At 41.2% G+C, this 17,780-nt stretch carries 15 protein-coding genes; 4 read left to right on the top strand and 11 right to left on the bottom strand.

The window, feature by feature from the left end; translation table 11 throughout:
- Positions 1-75: 75 nt before the first annotated feature.
- Together V6E55_RS20515 and parM are read right to left on the bottom strand one after the other, a co-directional pair.
- Positions 76-714, bottom strand: a complete 639-nt coding sequence (locus V6E55_RS20515) for a hypothetical protein (RefSeq protein WP_012695436.1) — start codon at positions 712-714, stop codon at positions 76-78.
- Positions 715-725: 11 nt separating this feature from the next.
- Positions 726-1,763 (bottom strand): plasmid segregation protein ParM domain-containing protein, encoded by a 1,038-nt coding sequence (parM, locus tag V6E55_RS20510; RefSeq protein ID WP_000818954.1) that lies wholly within the window; start codon positions 1,761-1,763, stop codon positions 726-728.
- A gap of 363 nt (positions 1,764-2,126) precedes the next feature.
- On the opposite strand from parM, the gene V6E55_RS20505 reads away from it, so the two are divergent.
- The 4 genes from V6E55_RS20505 to V6E55_RS20490 are packed head-to-tail and all read left to right on the top strand — an operon-like array spanning position 2,127 to position 4,807.
- Entirely contained in the window at positions 2,127-3,074 is a 948-nt protein-coding gene (locus tag V6E55_RS20505; protein ID WP_000718595.1) for a metallophosphoesterase, read from the top strand.
- Entirely contained in the window at positions 3,071-3,907 is an 837-nt protein-coding gene (locus tag V6E55_RS20500) for a hypothetical protein (protein ID WP_000700976.1), read from the top strand. The genes V6E55_RS20505 and V6E55_RS20500 overlap by 4 nt, the downstream gene beginning before the upstream one ends.
- Entirely contained in the window at positions 3,900-4,421 is a 522-nt protein-coding gene (locus V6E55_RS20495) for a hypothetical protein (RefSeq protein ID WP_000598517.1), read from the top strand. The genes V6E55_RS20500 and V6E55_RS20495 overlap by 8 nt, the downstream gene beginning before the upstream one ends.
- Positions 4,418-4,807, top strand: coding sequence for a hypothetical protein (locus V6E55_RS20490; protein ID WP_000815011.1), 390 nt, complete (start codon positions 4,418-4,420; stop codon positions 4,805-4,807). The genes V6E55_RS20495 and V6E55_RS20490 overlap by 4 nt, the downstream gene beginning before the upstream one ends.
- A 61-nt stretch (positions 4,808-4,868) precedes the next feature.
- On the opposite strand, the gene V6E55_RS20485 is transcribed toward V6E55_RS20490, so the two are convergent.
- From V6E55_RS20485 to htdO, 9 genes are all read right to left on the bottom strand, one after another.
- Entirely contained in the window at positions 4,869-5,873 is a 1,005-nt protein-coding gene (locus V6E55_RS20485; RefSeq protein WP_001278838.1) for a ParB family protein, read from the bottom strand.
- A complete protein-coding gene (locus V6E55_RS20480) occupies positions 5,870-7,123 on the bottom strand; it encodes a ParA family protein (RefSeq protein WP_001050364.1) in 1,254 nt (417 codons plus the stop codon). The genes V6E55_RS20485 and V6E55_RS20480 overlap by 4 nt, the downstream gene beginning before the upstream one ends.
- Positions 7,124-8,251: 1,128 nt before the next feature.
- Positions 8,252-8,413 carry a hypothetical protein gene (locus V6E55_RS20475; protein WP_001371949.1) on the bottom strand — a complete coding sequence of 54 codons (162 nt, stop codon included), beginning with the start codon at positions 8,411-8,413 and terminating at the stop codon, positions 8,252-8,254.
- 2,548 nt (positions 8,414-10,961) lie between these two features.
- On the bottom strand, positions 10,962-13,643 hold the full coding sequence (locus tag V6E55_RS20470; RefSeq protein WP_000387412.1) for a TraC family protein: 2,682 nt from the start codon (positions 13,641-13,643) through the stop codon (positions 10,962-10,964).
- An 8-nt stretch (positions 13,644-13,651) separates the two neighbouring features.
- Complete coding sequence (trhV, locus tag V6E55_RS20465) at positions 13,652-14,602, bottom strand: IncHI-type conjugal transfer lipoprotein TrhV (protein WP_001022588.1); 951 nt, start codon at positions 14,600-14,602, stop codon at positions 13,652-13,654.
- A gap of 9 nt (positions 14,603-14,611) precedes the next feature.
- On the bottom strand, positions 14,612-15,364 hold the full coding sequence (gene htdT, locus V6E55_RS20460; protein ID WP_182911723.1) for a protein-disulfide isomerase HtdT: 753 nt from the start codon (positions 15,362-15,364) through the stop codon (positions 14,612-14,614).
- A 118-nt stretch (positions 15,365-15,482) separates the two neighbouring features.
- A complete protein-coding gene (locus V6E55_RS20455) occupies positions 15,483-15,965 on the bottom strand; it encodes a hypothetical protein (protein ID WP_000377632.1) in 483 nt (160 codons plus the stop codon).
- A 7-nt stretch (positions 15,966-15,972) separates the two neighbouring features.
- A complete protein-coding gene (trhB, locus tag V6E55_RS20450; protein WP_000351841.1) occupies positions 15,973-17,328 on the bottom strand; it encodes an IncHI-type conjugal transfer protein TrhB in 1,356 nt (451 codons plus the stop codon).
- Positions 17,318-17,779, bottom strand: coding sequence for a plasmid transfer protein HtdO (htdO, locus tag V6E55_RS20445; protein ID WP_000521242.1), 462 nt, complete (start codon positions 17,777-17,779; stop codon positions 17,318-17,320). The genes trhB and htdO overlap by 11 nt, the downstream gene beginning before the upstream one ends.
- Position 17,780: the final 1 nt, after the last annotated feature.

Raw genomic sequence — 17,780 nt, 5'->3', positions numbered from 1 at the left:
AAGCGTGCGTATTGCCTGAAAACACAACCCGCTACGGGGGAGACTTACCCGAAATCTGATTTATTCAACAAAGCCCTATCTTGCCAAAGTCGCTAGTCGCTTGTTTGCCTTAGCTTTAGATTTTATGCTTATGGAGGCGGTTTGATTTTCATCCGATACTTTTTCTAGCACTGGCACCACAGAGGAAATGGACTTTTCTTTTGAAATTTTGGATGCACCTGAAGAAAGTGGGCTTTCAGATGGTATAGAGGTATCGCTTCCCTCATTTTCAATCTTCACACCAAAGCAGGCATGTTCCTTTTGTACAAGGAAGGTTTCTTTTACAGAAACAGAATCCTGCTTTGAATTATCTAATTGTAGAGGTGTTAAATACTCCTTAAACTTTTGATCTAAGACATTCTCTAGCAATACATTAATAGGAGGCTTAGGTTCAGTATCTATAGTATTTCCATCATTCAGAAACCTATTAAGATCTGCAAGTGTTAATCTTTCGTTTAAACCATTTATAAAATTTGCCAAGTCAGGAAATAAATTATTTAATACCAACCCGGTACTAATAGCCGACCTAATTAAATCCAGTTGGTCACCCCTATGACAAAGTTCTGTTTTTTTCAAGAAACTATAAACATAGGGTGCTTTTCTTTCGGATATCCAGAAAGACCGGATCTGAATCCGGTCGTTATCTGCCTTATTTGAGATAGGGTATTTAGCCATGTTCTAGCTCATTATTCTGAATAAATAGTATCAGCAATTGCCAAAGATAATGCGAACTGCGGATTGTCTACCATGATAACTTTAGCCGTTTCAAAATGTTTACGAATAGCTGTTTCGATGAGATATGAACCTCCCCCAACAAGGAAAACATTATGAGGCCTCTCTTCGACTTGTGTAACCGCTCTGATTACTTTACTTTGCAACTTCTGTACCGCAGAGTTTACCGCATCAAAAACACCGTCACGCTTGTCCTCTGCAACCTTCAAAGCTGATTTATCATGACGATTATCAACAAGATGATGAATGTAAGCATTACTCGTATTCAGTTTCTCAGATTCAAGATACCTGCTGATCTCATCGTAAACAATAGAACAACCAATACGGTCAAAACCTTTTACTTTCGAAATCTGTTCTAATTGCCCAGTAATACTTGCAACATCAAGAGTAGTACCACCAAGATCAATTACCAAACTTGATTCAAATGAAGCAATATCCTCAATTTCATCTGCCCGGGTCACAGCTGGTAAAGATTCAGGGAAAACAGTCACAGACAAAACGTTAAAAGAATAGCGTTTACCGTCAAGATAACGCTCTACTGGTTTCATCAGATTATCTTTTTTTCTCTGAATATTTTCAATATTCGTTTCCCCTAAAGCAGTATAGAACTGGCTAAGTGGTAAAGTAACAAAGAGGTGAACATCCTGAGGAACTAAACCAGAAGCATGAAGTGCATGGTGAACATTTAACCGGCTAATTTCATCGTATTGGTGAGATACATCAGTCGATTCCAGTGAGTTACTAGATTCGCTGTGATGCGAAAACCTTTCCAGCCCATCAATAAGATAGTTAAAAGGATTGAGACCCTCATGGCGAACACGGAAATCTGGAACAAAACTATTTTGTGTAAGCAAGGGAACTAATTCGTTTCTTTCATTAAGACAAACCAGTTTTGCAGCTTTACTTCCATCATCGACAACGATTTTTAAAGCTTCAGTGATATCCTGCACTGATGGTGAAACAGGACTTTCAGATTTTAATAGTTCAGCCATAAAAACTCTCTTTTATTAATAGGACCATATTAGATATTAACTTTATACATTAATGGTGACCTATTATCAACATTAACACTATTAAAAAAATACGTAAGTCTATGTTATTTCAGCATCCTTCCATTTTAAATACCTTACCGTTAAATTTCCTGTATTCATGTATTAACCATGTTTATAAAGGAGCCAATTATAATCAGAAAGTTACTTTGCATCCTAAGTATGAACTGTTTGAGAGCCAGGACTGGGGCCTTTACCTGTAAGTAACAAAGGTCCTTAGGCTTAGAATCCAAAATGACGCCTTTTTGTAAAAAAATCATAGTTCGAAATACCGTATCATCGATGTAAACATACGTAGAGGAATTTATGGCAGCTGAGCACGTCCAAACTATAGACCTTACAAACTTCTCCGGAAGGATTTTCTTTCTGGCAGATCCTCATGGACATTACTCTGCGCTGTGCAACTTGATCCAATCAGTTACAAAGCCAGAAGAAGAGATAGTAATTTTCTCTACTGGAAATTTGTTTGACTATGGGCCGGAACCCATAGAATTGATGAAGGCGATAAACAGTGGCTTTTTCGATGGACGTTTTGTGAGGCATTTCTCAGCTGCCGGAGCCGGAGAAGAAATGTTAAAAAAATTGTTACCATTAAACAAAGACCGGAGAACATTTTACCCCAGCACATACCTCAATGAGAGATGGTGTGTAATGGGCGGAAAGTGGCATAAAGCTGTGAATCGTTACTATTTAGAGGAAGAGGTAAAAAAACTTCTTAATACCCAGCTTGGTACGATGATGCAGATTTTACTAAAAGGCGATATAAAAATTGGGGTTTGCCCTTCTGATTACGCCCCTATCCGCACATCATTCACTGATACTTATAATGCGCTTCAAGCATTCAACTATGCCAATGTGAATATTTTTCAGAGCCAGTTTCTATTCGGTATGGACCATGCCGTAATACCAATGATGATAAATGACGTCAACCTTATGGTCCTAGGTAGGAATCCTGTAAACAGCATTCGAAAAGCCCATGGTCGTACTCAAAACAATCTTCCAGTACTGATCGGTAATTGTTTGCATATAAATACTGGATCACTCTATATGTCAAAATTAGAAGACCAGGTAATAGTTGCTCCGGGTATACCGCAAACTGACTCACCAGCACTTACATTAGTAGAAATAATCATGAAGAACAATCCAGTTTTATTGTGTCATCAGCTAATACAAACAACAAACAAGTTTTATTCACTTAAAACCTATCCTTTAGAACTCGATTCGATTGAAAACAACATTGAGGTAACAAGATGAAGATAAATTGGAAGATTATCTCAATTTCAACATTACTTTTGCATCTTCACGCAGCAGCTGCACCACATCAAGAGAAAGAGCATAGAAAAGATGCTTTTTCTTCTGCCGCACAGAAAAGTGATTCACTTATATCTGCTAAAGCGGAGCTTATAAACGGAAGGTGGTTTATAAATGGTAAATATAGGCCTGTTCTAAAGACCAGCATGACCAAAACCAATTTCTTAGAAATCATGAATGTTTCAAATAAAGAATCACTTTTTATTGTGATACCAAAACTTGAGTATAATATCATTGCCAAAAATAAAATCTTACTAAATGAAAAAATTGCATTAAGCGAAGGCACATCCGGAAAAAGCATTGTTTGGGTCGAGCCAAAATCAAGTCTAACTATATCGTTTATAAATGACCTTGCTAATACGCCCCTTCAGGCTATCGTTTCGATCACAAGAAACAACAAAGATATAATTGCCATCTTTGGACCGGATCAGGGTAAAGGGTTTACTCTTCCCGGAAATACGTCTAATGATCAAGTGTCCGTTCCTGACTATTCTGACCTAAATATAAAAAAACTTAACATACCTCAAAGTGTTGGTAATCCAGTAACCATCAATCCTAAAGAGAAGAATTACCTCTTAGTTGGACAAGGAAAATATGAAATCTTATCTCTTCCTAAATATCAACATTTAGTATTTTCTGAACCCGTTTATATTGAGAAAAGAAAAAATATCCTCGGTGGTTATGGTTATTGGACGAAAGAAACAATTCTCTACCCCGGTGAATCATTATCTTTTATAACGAGCGCCAAAAACAATCTAAGGAAGCGGGATGATTAAAGTTATCACACTTTTATTGTTTGCATTACTGACTGGTTGTCAGTCAGTAGAAAGTAAAATCGAAGAACTCCCGACAGTTGGTTTTGACCCTATTCTATACAATAAAAGTGAGGCCTTTACTGACGGAAAAGTTACTTTACGTGTCGAAAGTTCAGGAACTGATGTTTGGCTTGTCGCCAAGAATGGAACCAGAAGTTTTATTGAGCTTTCAGGCCTAACGCTAGGTGGTAGTCGTTGTGCTTACAATGCCCGTAGTAAGCAACTTTTGCCCCCAGGCAGCGTAAGCACATTCGTAGTTCCTACGGTTGGAATGCTTGGACTTTGCTTCAACAATGAAGATCAACTTATGTTTATTAACCGTGCTTTTAGCAGAATCTCTCCCAAAGCAAAAGGAAAAGATTCGCTTTCGCTTTTATTTTCTGTTAGTTACGATTTTCCCGGAAAAGCGGACCTAATTACTAACCACGATTTTCAAGAGTTATATCTTTTATTTTTGAATGAGGATAATCTATGAAACAAACATTAATTGTTATTTTAATATGTTTTTGTCACACGGCTTTAGCATATCCATACCGTATCTATACTGTCCCGGAAGGGGCATTAGTAAAAAACATACTAACTAATGAATATCTAGGAAAAACCCCTGTGGTTGTGGACGTGAGCAATACCGAAGCTGGTTCTACTTTTGGGATTTCATTATTTAGACATGAAAATGTTGCTATAAAGATTTTTACAGTAATGCCTTCAGCAGAAAATAATTTTGCTGTTTCTGGACCTGACGTTGCAACTATGTCATTGCCGGGAAAAGCACCTTTAAACGTAGTAAATGATGGGAATGGCGCTTCTGTTCATATAGAACTAAGACCTTATATGTCTGAACCTGCGCACACCCCATATTAATATAACAAGAAATTAAAAATATAAATCATATGAACTGCATCATAAAGATGCAGTTCAATATTTATTCTGATACTTTTAATTTTTCTTTTATGAACTCCTCTAGTTCCTTAATAAAACCCGCATTTATCCTATTGAATTCAAAGCGAATTTTTCTACCAGTATTGTTTTTACTGATTCTTGCATACTTATCTTTGTTATCAAAAGTAATAAGATCACTTGTTTCCCATTTTGTGGAATAAGTTTTTTCACAAACACTTTCCACAGATTGTGTGATTTTTTCCATTACAACTTTTTGAGCAACCTGGAGATCTCCAATGTCTAAATCTTTTGTTTCCTCTTTAACATTATCTATTACTTCATCTAAAGGAAATAGATTTTTTTGCACATATTTCTGTAAACGAGACAAGCGACTATAATAGGAGTTCGGGATTCCTTCATAATCCGGGAATAAAGAGATCAATGTTTCGTCAATACGGGCCGCCTGGATTCTTTTGGCTACCGATACATGACTAATCCCAAGATATGCTGCGAGTTCTTCATTAGTAGAAAATCCTTTTTCTTCCATTTTTTTGATAAATTGAAACCCAACTTCTCTATATGAAAATTTTCGAGATGTTTGTGCTGCGGATATAATTGAATTTATATCATCTTCGGTTAGTTCATCCGGAAGAACCCACAGGGGGAGATCCTTTTCTGCCTTTATACAGCAGAAACGTCTGCGACTTCCTTCTATTAATAAATAAACCCCATCTCTTTTTACAGCGATCCCTTCGGTATCGACCCCTCTTTCTTCAATCTGCTTAAGAATATCTCTAACAGAATAATCTGTAAGGGCTTCTTGATTTCGTGGGTTCGCTGGATGGACTAAGGTCTCCTTCTCCACTCTCTGGGCTGGAACAATCACATGTTCCGCTTCAAGTCTCCGGCCCTTATGAAGAGTGAATAACTTTTTTATGCGAGGTGCTGTTTTCAAACCCGCAAGACCTGAACGGTGACCGACTTCTGTCCGCTTTGGTGCGTTTAAATATCGAGATTTATCATTCCCGATATGTTGCTCATCGCTCATGCGTTAACTCCTTGCTTAGCTGAAAAACTTTTTATTTCATTTATAAATTGCTGATATACCTGTAATACAGATTCTTCTGCGACATCAAGCTGCTTTGCGGAACAAAGTTCCTCTGATTTTTTGATATCAAGCACTGTACGCCCTTTGGAAGCAGCTGCCTTAAATGCTTCAGAATTTTTTATGTTAGCGGACATCAAAAGGTCCTGAACAGTTCTGATTAATTTATCCAAAACTATTCTTTCATATGGACTTTTGTCATCTACATTGACAGCAAGAACTTTGAACCATTTTAAATTGTCGCCCTTACTTGGTGATTGTTTAAACCTTTCACTTATTGTAAGCATGAAGTCTGTAGTAGAGGCGTAATCATATTCACGTGGTGACACTGCGACAAGAATCCCATCGGCCGCTTCGTCAGCAGCCCAGATCAAAGGTGAATCTTCAGGTGGAGTGTCTATAATAATCAAATCATAGTTCTGCTTCAGTACCGGTAAGATAACTTCCTTGAAACGTAGTAACAAAGACGTACGTTCTTCTCTAGAACATTGCCAGTATTTATCTTTAAAACGAGCATCTGTCGGAAAAGCCGTTATTACGTCCAAGTTTGGCAGATGCGTTGAAAAAGGCATATTAGTGATGATTTCTTCTTCAGAGAATCCTGAATCTAAATATTTTTTATACTCAGAATTTTCTTCATAAATTCCAAGGATTGCATCAATTGCTGTAAGGAAGACATCATCTTCTGAGACACTTTGAATCATGCTGCTTCCAATCGAACCTTGTGGGTCCCATTCGATCATTAATACACGTGCATTGAGTTGTAGATCTAAAGCAGCTGCTACTGCTAAAGCTACAGATGTAGTGCTTTTCCCTGTACCGCCTTTATGATTCTGAGTAACAATAGCTCTGCTAAAGTAATGATCGCGGTACTTGGGATAACCCAGGGCATCCATTATTTTTTGAACATCCCAGCGGGTGTAAAGATGATTTTTGTTTTGATAAATAGGTGCACCAACAAGTTCTTTTTCTTCTAAGTCCGAAAGTATTTTATTGAACGTTACTCGTGACTTCCCAAAAAAATCAGAGAGATTTTTTTTATTCAAACAGTGGTTATAGATCAGTCTATCAACACCATCAACACTATCATCAGAAACAGATACTCTTGATGAAGCCATCAGAGATTCCTTTAGAGAAATCTGCTCGCTTTTCATGCGCTGACCAACGAGGGCGATCTTTTCAAGTAAATTCATGGTTATGACCTTTTTGCACTGAAAACCGACTTTTACGCATATATGTAAACTTTACGTATAATGCGTCCATTTCCTTGTTATGCGTACAATTCTATCCTTAGTTTCAATCTTAAGCTAATGTTTGTTTACTTTTTTATGATTTTTTGTGAGCTTAACTTGCAGATGTGAGCTCAGACTCTCTAGTCCATACCTAATGCACAACCTGTTTAAACCACGATTCTTGTCTCCTTCTCTACGCTTTGAAGTTAAGAGCTCCATTAATGAATCTTCACGCCTACCCTATTTCTTGCTTAGACCCTAAAATCTATCTCACCGGTGTGCTGATATACGTTTCCTAACTGTGAACCGTTGTCGTCAGTCCAGTCTAAAGATATGAGGTGTTAATCTCTTGAGGAGGCACACTACGAATTATGGGAGCAGAGTTAGCAACCTCACCCCGAAATGAAACCCAACTTAAGGAGGCAACCCCAGTGTGGAGATTAAGGGGGTTAAATCTGCCAGCGGCTGACAGTGTCCCAGCTGCTGCTCAGTCACACCACGCCCTGATTTAATCCCCTGCCCGGTATTGTAATGACCGAAAAAAACCCGTGCACTGGTGTCGGCAGACCGGCATGCATGAATATGACGTTAATCTGTATCAGCAGGCACTTTTCGCATAATGGGAGCAAGTGATAGCAACGCCGCCCAGAACGGAATGCCAACATCAGGACTGAACCCAAGTTTGGCGATTAAGGGGGTTAAATTTGCAAGCGGATGACAGTGCCCCCAGCTGCTGCTCAGTCACACCACGCTTGATTAAATCTCTCGCCAGGTCTTGTTTTGACCGAAAATAGCCCAAGCACTGATGTCGGCAGACTGGCATATAGGAATATGACGTTAATCTGTATCAGCAGGTACATTTCGCATTATGTGAGCAAGTGATAGCAACCCAGCCCGGAACTGAAGGCCAGCATGAGGACAGAACCCCAGTTTGGCGATTAAGGGGGTTAAATCTCACAGCGGCTGACAGTGCCTTCAGATGCTGCTCAGGCATACTACTCTCCCTGATATAATCTCCCATATGTTCTTGAGATCGTCGGAAATCGCCCATGCACCGGTGTCGGCAGACCGGTATGCAGTAATGTGAATTTAATCTGCATCATCAAGCACATTTCGTATTATGGAAGTAAGTGTTAGTAAACCAAAGCCCGCCCAGAACGGAAGGTCAACATCAGAACAGAATCCCAGTTTGGCGATTAAGGGTGTTAAATCTGCAAGCTGCTGACAGTGCCCCAGTTGCTGCTCAGTCACACCACGCCCTGATAGAATCTCCTGCCCGGAAATGTGATGACCGAAAAAAGCCCGTGCACTGGTGTCGGCAGACCGGCACGCAGGAATATGACGTTAATCTGTATCAGGAGGCACATTTCGCATTATGGGAGCAAGCGATAGCAACCCAAGCCCAGAACTGAAGGCCAGCATCAGGACAGAACCCCAGTATGGCGATTAAGGGGGTTAAATCCGCCAGTGGCAATAAGATCCCGAGCGGTGTTTAAGAAATATTTCCCGAAGGACAATCTTCCGCTCGTACGATGAATATAGTGTTCAACCCGGGAGAGGGATCACTTAACCTGCTTAGCCTAAATCTTACGTCATTCTCTAAACGGAGTTTAAGCTTAATGGTCCTGAGAAAGTTAAAAGGACTACCCATAATGACGGTTTGAGATGGCGAATAAGGGTTTTTTCTGCCAGCGGCTGACATTGCCCCAGCTTCTGCTCAGTCACACCACGCCTGATTAAATCTTCCGCCAGGTCTTGTTATGACCGAAAATTGTCCGTGCACTAGAGTCGTAAGACCTGCATACAGGAATGAGGCGTAAATCTTTATCAGGTGGCAAGGTTCGCATCATGGGAGCAAGGGTCTTGAACTGGAGGTTAACATCATAAAATCCCAGATTGGCGATTAAGGGTGTTAAATCTGACAGCGACTGAAAGTGCCTTCAGATGCTGCTCAGGTATATTACACCCTGAAAAAATCAAGCATCTGTGCTTGCGAATATCGGAAAAGGCCATGCACCGGTGTCGGCAGACCGGCATGGGCAATGAGACGTTAATCTGTATCAGCTGGCGCATTTCGTATCATGGGAACAAGTGTTAGCAACCCTCTCCAGGACGGAAGGACACTATCAGGACTGATCCCAGTTTGGCGATTAAGGGGGTTAAATCTGCCAGCGGCTGACAGTGCCTTCTGATGCTGCTCAGACATACTATGCACAGATATAATCACCCGTCCGTCCTTGTGATTATCGGAAAAGGCCATGCACCGGAGTCGGCAGACCGGTATGCAGTGATGTGACTTTAATCTTTATCAGCAGGCGCATTTCGTATTAAGGGAGCAAGTGTTAGCAACCCTGCCCAGGACGGAAGGACACTATCAGGACTGAACGCCAGTTTGGCGATTAAGGGGGTTAAATCTGCCAGTGGCTGACAGTGCCTTCTGATGCTGCTCAGACATACTATGCACAGATATAATCACCCGTCCGTCCTTGTGATTATCGGAAAAGGCCATGCACCGGAGTCGGCAAACCGGTATGCAGTGATGTGACTTTAATCTTTATCAGCAGGCGCATTTCGTATTAAGGGAGCCAGTGTTAGCAACCCTGCCCAGGACGGAAGGACACTATCAGGACTGAACGCCAGTTTGGCGATTAAGGGGGTTAAATCTGCAAGCGGATGACAGTGCCCCAGCTGCTGCTCAGTCACACCACGTCCTGATAAAATCTCCTGCCCGGTAATGTGATGACCGAAAAAAGCCCGTGCACTGGTGTCGGCAGACCGGCACGCAGGAATATGACGTTAATCTGTATCAGCAGGTACATCTCGCATTAGGGAGCAAGTGATAGCAACCCCGCCCAGAACTGAAGGCCAGCATGAGGACAGAACCCCAGTTTGGCGATTAAGGGGGTTAAATCCGGCAGCGTGAGTAAGTGCCCGTGCTGTGTTAAAGAAATATTCCCTAAGGACAATCTTCCGCTCGGCCTTTTGTATAAAGTTGTCACCCCGGGAGCGGGGATCACTTTACCTGCTTAGCCTAAATCTTACGTCAATCGCTATCCGGAATTTTAGCTTAATGGTCCTGAGTAAGTTAAAAGGGCTACCCATAATGACGTCCCCAGATGGTGATAAAGGAGTTAATTCCGCCTTCGGCTTACAGTGCCGCAGCTGCTGCTCAGCAACACCACGCCCTGATTAAATCTCCCGCCTGTCCTTGTGATGACCAAAAATAGTCCGTGCACTGGCGTCGTAAGACCGGCATACAGGAATGAGGCGTTAATCTTTATTAGGTGGCAGGATTCGCATCATGGGAGCAAGGGCCCTAGAACTGTAGACTAACATTAGAAAATCACAGTTTGGCGATAAAGGGGGTTAAATAAGTTAAAAGTCTTCGGTGAGCAAATTGGATAAATTTTCAGAAACCAAACCGTTAATAATAAACTTTTAGAAGAATGATTAAAGGATATTAAGTTTTGTATTCAAAATGACACCAGTGATCTGTTTTCACTAATAATGCCGCGCTACTTTGATTACCTTTGGTAAACAAAAATGTAATTTACGTGATTTTCATCTTATAATGTCAGTATTGAAGTTATAAATTTTGTTTACTTAATGCGTACACAACCTAACTGCGATTTGTATTTATGTCACTGTTTTTACACCACATTAATTATAAAACCAAAATTTGCAGCACAGTGATGAACTCATTAAGTCACAACCTCATTTGTTTACTTAAGGCATACAATAAAAAACCAGATTCTTATGAGACATCTGGTTTAATTATTTTTGCTTGAAGATATTTACTCTACGCGGCCAAACCCGCTGCTACTTCTTGAGCATAGAGAATTTCTATTGCCTCGCCATAGCTACAATTCTCGCGGCTTTGAATTTCCCATAATTTACTCCTGTCAGCACTATCCGTAGTAAAACAAAGCTCCATTTTCCGGTCTACGTATAACCGACAGATCTCTTGGAAGTTTTCGAACCTGACTAACATCTCTGAAAACACCTTTTTGACTGTACGAATATTTTTCATACGTTCATATTCTGCATCTGAAGTAGAAAAATATTTATTAGCCTTCATTGCTTCAATGCTTTCTTTTTCTTGTTTCATGATTATCTTCCAAGGCGAGTTAGCAGTCAGGGCCCGGCCAACAGAAGAAGTAAAATAATCTTCAAACGACTGTGTGATACAGATGCCAGCGCAGTTTGTTTTCCTGAACCTACGCCATGCCGCTTCGAGGAAGGAAGAGAAGAATTGGTTTGATTGATTTCCGGCACCTGATGAATTATCAGGACGAATGTACTCCCATGCTTCATCAAGGATGAACAAGCGACGACGCCCATCTTTTTTGATGAACATTGCATGCTGAGCAGCCTGAATGATAGACATTAATACAACTGTCTGAAGGTGGGGGGTGCCTTTTAGCTCCTCCAGTTCCAAAACAATAAATCTGCTGTCGAAGTTGATTGGAGGCAACGTATCGGTAAACCGGTGCCCATAAATTCCACCTTCGCACCATGCTCCGAGTTGCTCCCCAATATCCTTTATACGTTTGTCTTCATGCTTCTTGCAACGCAGAGCAAAGCCGGTTATTGAACCGGTCCGACCTGATTTTCTGGATTCTTGGTACTCTTCTGCAATAAGCTGAAGCATCACTGATTGTTGATAATCATCGATAAGGCCTTTCTCTGAAGCCATAATTTTTAGCTGATTCAAAACCATTATGGTCTGAGCAACTTTGTCTTTTTCTGCATCGTTTGAAGTTGATTCACCGGTAAATTCAGGTGCTTCGTTAAATACATCGTCGTTAACAGTGATGTCAGTTAGGAAGGCAAAGGGATTTAGGGTGAAGTCAGGGGTTTTACCGAAATCAATAAATTGACTGTTTGTATATTGTTCCGCAATCCCCTGGTAAGAACGGCCCACGTCCACAACAAATACTTGAGCACCGTCAGGATCATCATCTGGGTATTCGTTTTCTAAAAAATGCTTAAATGTTGAGCGATAATGAACGAGGTTATTAGATCGCGGTCCAGCTCCAAGATAGTTATTGATTAGATATGCTGTCCAGAATGACTTCCCTGCACCTGACGTTGCACCAATAACCATGTTATAGCTTGCAGAAGTCTTGAAAATATCAAGTCCCATGAGTTGACCTTCACGAGAAACTAAACTCAGTACTGGTCTATCTGTATTACCTTTCCAGGGCCCAAAGATCGGTGTCATATGAGCCGCTCCGGTGTTGCTCACTACTTCGGAACGGTCAAGGTCGAAAATTGTCTTTGGGTCATTGCACATTGGCAGACATGACATAAATGACGGGAAAACGATAAAGGAATCATCTGCTACTTTGACCCGGCTTTCGAGGTAAAAGGATTTGAGATCGTTAGCTGCTGTCTGCACAGAATTGGCATTACTACCCATAACAGTGAAAGTAAGATACCCTCTTAAAAGCTTTGCGCCATCCTCAAGCTCGCGAGTTACGGCCATGTAGTCATTATCCATATCCCGCAGGCGAGGGCAGAATGTGACAACTGAAGGTATACTTGCCTGTTTATTAGTGATTGCTTTGTAGCGGACGTTTTCTTTTGACAACTTGAGCGGATCGGCAAACTGAACAGTCTGAGTGATCATAAATGGGCTGAAAATTGTCTTACGTCCATGCATCCAGTTAACTACTAACTCATACATACAACCGAAATTGACGTATTCAGGAAACTTTACAACGGAAAGTTGTTTGAAGTAACGATGCTCAGATTCGTCGTCACTTTGTGTGACTGATGAGAAATGATTTTCTGTGACTGTATACTTACGGCCGGGAACGTTAACTTGTTCATTAAGCCTTTTCATAGTGTTAACGTCTATGAAACCTTCAGCCCACCGGGAGTTCTTTCCGGGGTTTACGACCTTATCTATACAATAGAGCCAGTTTTCTGCATCGACCTTAAACGGATGCAATCCAATCGTAATTAACTTACTTACAAGTTCAGAGTAAAGTGAATCGATACGCGAATGTTCCAGCTCGGTAGGAAGGGCAGACTGTAAAGGAATCGATAGCGAGATCCATACCTGAAAATCCCTCAACATAAGGTTATCATGATCAGGTTTTAAAGGCTTATGCATACTTCTGTCGTAGTAGTCCAACTGATAACCATTAAGCAGATCTGCTTTAAGCTTATCGTTCCCAGTCATACGCCCACCTCGCACAGCTGACCAAGCACTAAGCTGTAAAGTCAGGTCTGGCAATGCAGTCAGAGATATTTGACAGACAGTATCTGTAGGGAAATCCATTTTGAACATTTCAGCAAGAACATCTTGCTGATTATCAAAAACTCCAGGGGATGGATTACAGATAAACATAAACCCTAATCTGTTGCCATCAATCAAAAAATAGTGAGTCCCTGCTAATTGATCGTAAACAGGGATAAACCCACCTAATTGATGGCGATTTAAACCGCTATTGTAATTATTGATAGCTTCCATATTTGACCTTACAGTTGTCTAACAATGCCGTTCGAAGAGACAGCTTTAGTTGCTTTTTGTTGCTGCTGCATATTTTCCCGGGCCGCATCCTGTACTTCTAAAGGAACTATGCGAGCTGGGTTTGAGGTCGAATTCTTGCCAGCAATCCATGTTTGCGGTTTTACGTTGACATAAACGTAGCCGGGAAGATTAAGCGCATCGTTATCATCGGTATAAGGTGCAAAAGTAATTCTCATTACTTTCCCCTGTTGCAGAACAGCAAGTGGTTCAGGAGCCACTACAGCTTGTTTATAACCTTGCGAACGGTATTGCTGGATCTGCCCAGGGTTGAGAGTCGGGTTAACGGGCTGGCCATTGTAAAGAGAGTACATATCCTTACCAGGGCTGATATCAGAATTAGGTGCAACGTAGCGTGGGGCATTTCCAGCAGAAACCGGATAGCTTGTTTGTTTAACGACTTCCGCAGCCGGATGAACGAAAGGGTTACCAGTTGAAGAGGCAGTGCTATAACTGCTAGTCATCCTTACGTTTGAATTAACCGGTACACCAGAAATAGGCCGTGGTCCAATGGATGAAGTAGGGGCACCCATTTTTAAAGTTTTATCGTACATGACAGGTAACTGACCAACTGGCTTAATTTCGGTTTTTGAATAAGCCACAGGCTGATTTTTAAGGGTAGTAGACTGTGGATATTTGACTTCCCCTGGAGGGCTAATTTCAGTTGGATAACGGCTGTCATTGACAGCCGATTTCTCCTTTCCCGATTCCGACTCTTCCCCCGCCAGTGCAGACAGATCATCTCGATTATTAGTTAACTCCATAACTTCGCGAGGACCTTTACAGATAACGCCCTTTTCAATGCCTGGACATTCGGATTCGGAACTACCGATGGAGCACCCCGTAAGATATGAGGATGTACCTACAACCAGAGCACTGAGTACCAATCTTTTGATGTTCATAAACTAGCCTTAATTTGTCTCAAATGGATTTTTTAAGAGAGGTTCAACGCTTTGGTTCAACCAGTAGTCGAAATCTTTTGGAATGCCATTACCAGCCAAACCATCCTGTCTGACAACTGAAGGTACACCCTGCAATTTATAAATTCCTGCGAGCATCAATGACGCTACCAAAGGTTCCGCCGGACATTCTTCTGCTTCTTTTTGAGAGAGCAATCTTTTTTCAATGTCGGATTTGCTTCCCATTAGCCAACGAAGAATATCGAGGTTGTTTATTTTTCCTTTTTCTTTACTACACCAGAGCCTTCTAAGCTCTTCTTTTGGCTCACCGGGTGAGGGAACTAAAACAATATCTATCCGATACTTGTCCCGATCTGCATAGAATTTCTTAACAAGTTCCATGCAACCGTCACAATCAAGTGTTATGAAAATGGCTGCTTGTCTTTTAAGCTTTGAATTTCCCAGAGGAATGGACGCTACAGTTTCCAGAGGGAAGGGGGCCTCATCAAGACTAATAAAATAGGAATTCCTGATTTCTTCTACAGTCAGAACAGGTTTACGTTTAATTACATCAACAAGGCTTCCCCCAGTAAGGGAGTATCGGCCATCGGTCGTTACTGCCATTAGCTGCGAACGTTCGTCCTGAAAGAGGTATAGCCCACCAGAAGGAATGTATATGGCATCCTTAGGTTTATATCCTTTCATTTTTGATAACACACCCGAGATCTGACTGGGTGAAACGCCACCTTCCTTTGCCTTTGCCATTAACGCAGCAGCATCACTATTAGTTAGGACCTGCTCTGAAGCATAAGTGACCGTATTCGCCATAATGGCGAAAGCCGCCATTAAAGGGAAAAGTAACTTTTTCACTATTGGGTGCCCTCTACTTCTTTGCATTATAAGAACTTGATTGTACCGCTTCAGAGCTATCTTCAAGTTCCATATAAGTGACGATTTCAACACTATCCGGTACAGTAACGGCAAGCGTTGCATCAATAATTAAATAGCCACGGTCACGGTAGATCTTCATTAATGTTCTGAAATATTCTTCGAATTGAGATCTATCATTGTCAGCAGTACGGCCTCCGTGATGCTTGAAAAATTCCTTACGTAATTCAGGCATGTCAAGCACTGCAATCTTGTACGAAGGCTGGGATTGTTTATTGAAGTAATCGTAAACATTCATAAAGCCTTTATAACCATAAATAATGACCAATACGGCAAAGGCGAAGAAAAATAAATACTTCAATATTTTTTCAATATCAATTTCGAAGGTAATTTTTTTTGTTGTCCTTTCTCGCACCATTTTTTTAGTGATTTCAGGTCCAGCTGATTCAGGCGATTCTTTTTTTTCTAAACTATCCATTTAAACCTCAGCGACTGGTCAGATTCGTTGGAATTGTAGTTCCGGTCTGAACGACAAATGTAATAGCTCGGCCAGGGCTAATTTCTACGATTGGCCACTGTTGTTCTGCAATTGCGGTGTAGTAATCGACGAGTCGATTAAGACCACCTTGAGCTGCACCAGCCCCGGCTAATGCCCCAAGTGCACCAAAATTAGGGGACTGATACTGAGCCTGTGAATTAGGGTCGATGTTAAGTGAAGATACCTTACTGGGACTTAAGCTACCGGCAAGTGAAGAAAGTCCACCGGCAAATGCAGCTCCTGCAATTGCGTTACCATTTCGGCTGATAAGCGTGCCTCGGATCCCATTTTTTCCGTCATTTTCACTTACAGCATATGCTTCCAGTTTTACGTCAAAAGCTTTCCCTTTTGAATTAACACAAGAGATAGAAGTGGCACGTATGTAAGCACGCTGTGACGCCAGATCACCAACAGCTGAACCCAGAAGGTTACAGTCACGCAAATCCATGGTGAAATTATTGGGCATGATGACATCTTTTTTAATACGCATCGTTACTGGCATTGGTTCTGATTTGGAAGAAAGGCTTGTAGGCGCTTCAAGCCCGGTAATCAGAACACCAGTGATAATAGATGTTGCCGGAAGAAACATTTCATCTTTTCGGGCAGCATGCCGCGCTTTGCTATCAACTGGCGCAGTACCATCACCTCGTACAGTCCGAGTTGGCGCTTTATCTCCTGCAATGACCTCTCTGCCTTCCTTGATTCTGTTTTCAGACACGGGCATAACCTGAATGACACCATCGGTACCATTAGTCTTAATGGAACTTTGTGTGATTGTTCTCATTGGGCTATTACGCGTAGGTGTGATAGAAGCGTAATTAGGGTTTACGCCATTAATCGGCGCATTAGCATTAAGCTGATAAGGAGCTGCCGGTGCCTGCTCATTAATCGTTTTACGCGAACTACCAGCATCCAAGTTACGATTGCCGTTTCGATTTGTCTGCATATCATTAATTTGCTGAGACAGCTGCTGAAGTTGAGAAGTTAAACTTGCAACTTGGGCTTTAGTTTCCTGTTGGGCTTTTTCTGCTTTTTCGCGGTCCTCTTTCGCCGCATTTTGGTCAAGTCGGTTTTGCTTAACCATTTCTTTATATACTTTCTGGCTTTCTTCATTACTCAATTTGTTCATTTGCGAATCATCTAACAACAAATTGGTCTGCATGTCTTTTTTCTGTGTTTTCTTTTCTTTCTTAACTGGTGTGGAAAAAATAGACTGGCTAATAATATAAACAATCACTACCAGCAGAGCGCCAATAACAGAAAGTCTGACGGTCTTATTTTCCCAGGCCTTTTTAATGTCCATGATTAGCTCCACTTGTAGGTTTCTGGAATCGTTTAATTTTTAGATTTCGTTCGCTGTCAGACATCTGAGGAACGATATAGGGTTCACCTGCTCTGGCCCAGTTTTCACGAACAGATGGATGATTCATTTCAGCTTTATCTATCTGGCTCGTTCTAGATATTTCATGTTTGTAATTAGGTTCCAAAACGTTACTTTTGTGATAGTCAAAAGCATTCTCCTCATTAATATTGCCCTCTCCTACAAATTTATCAATAAGAGTTGGATCGTTCATTATTACTGTCTGAACGGGAAAAGCGTTACTGCCATCTTCGATACTAATGGGTGCGTCCGGAACGATTAATACACTCCTTTTTGGTATATATTCTGACCTGTAGTAAAAGCTGGTTAAAGCAAATACGACAAAACCAATCACGGTGGCCCCAAGCAGAGCAGGCAAAGTAACTTTTCCCATA

It is taken from the genome of Enterobacter sp. 342 (assembly GCF_036663495.1).
Taxonomy (GTDB): Bacteria; Pseudomonadota; Gammaproteobacteria; order Enterobacterales; family Enterobacteriaceae; genus Enterobacter.
The sequence above is the reverse complement of the archived record's forward strand: the minus strand, read 5'-3'. Positions and strand labels throughout refer to the sequence as shown.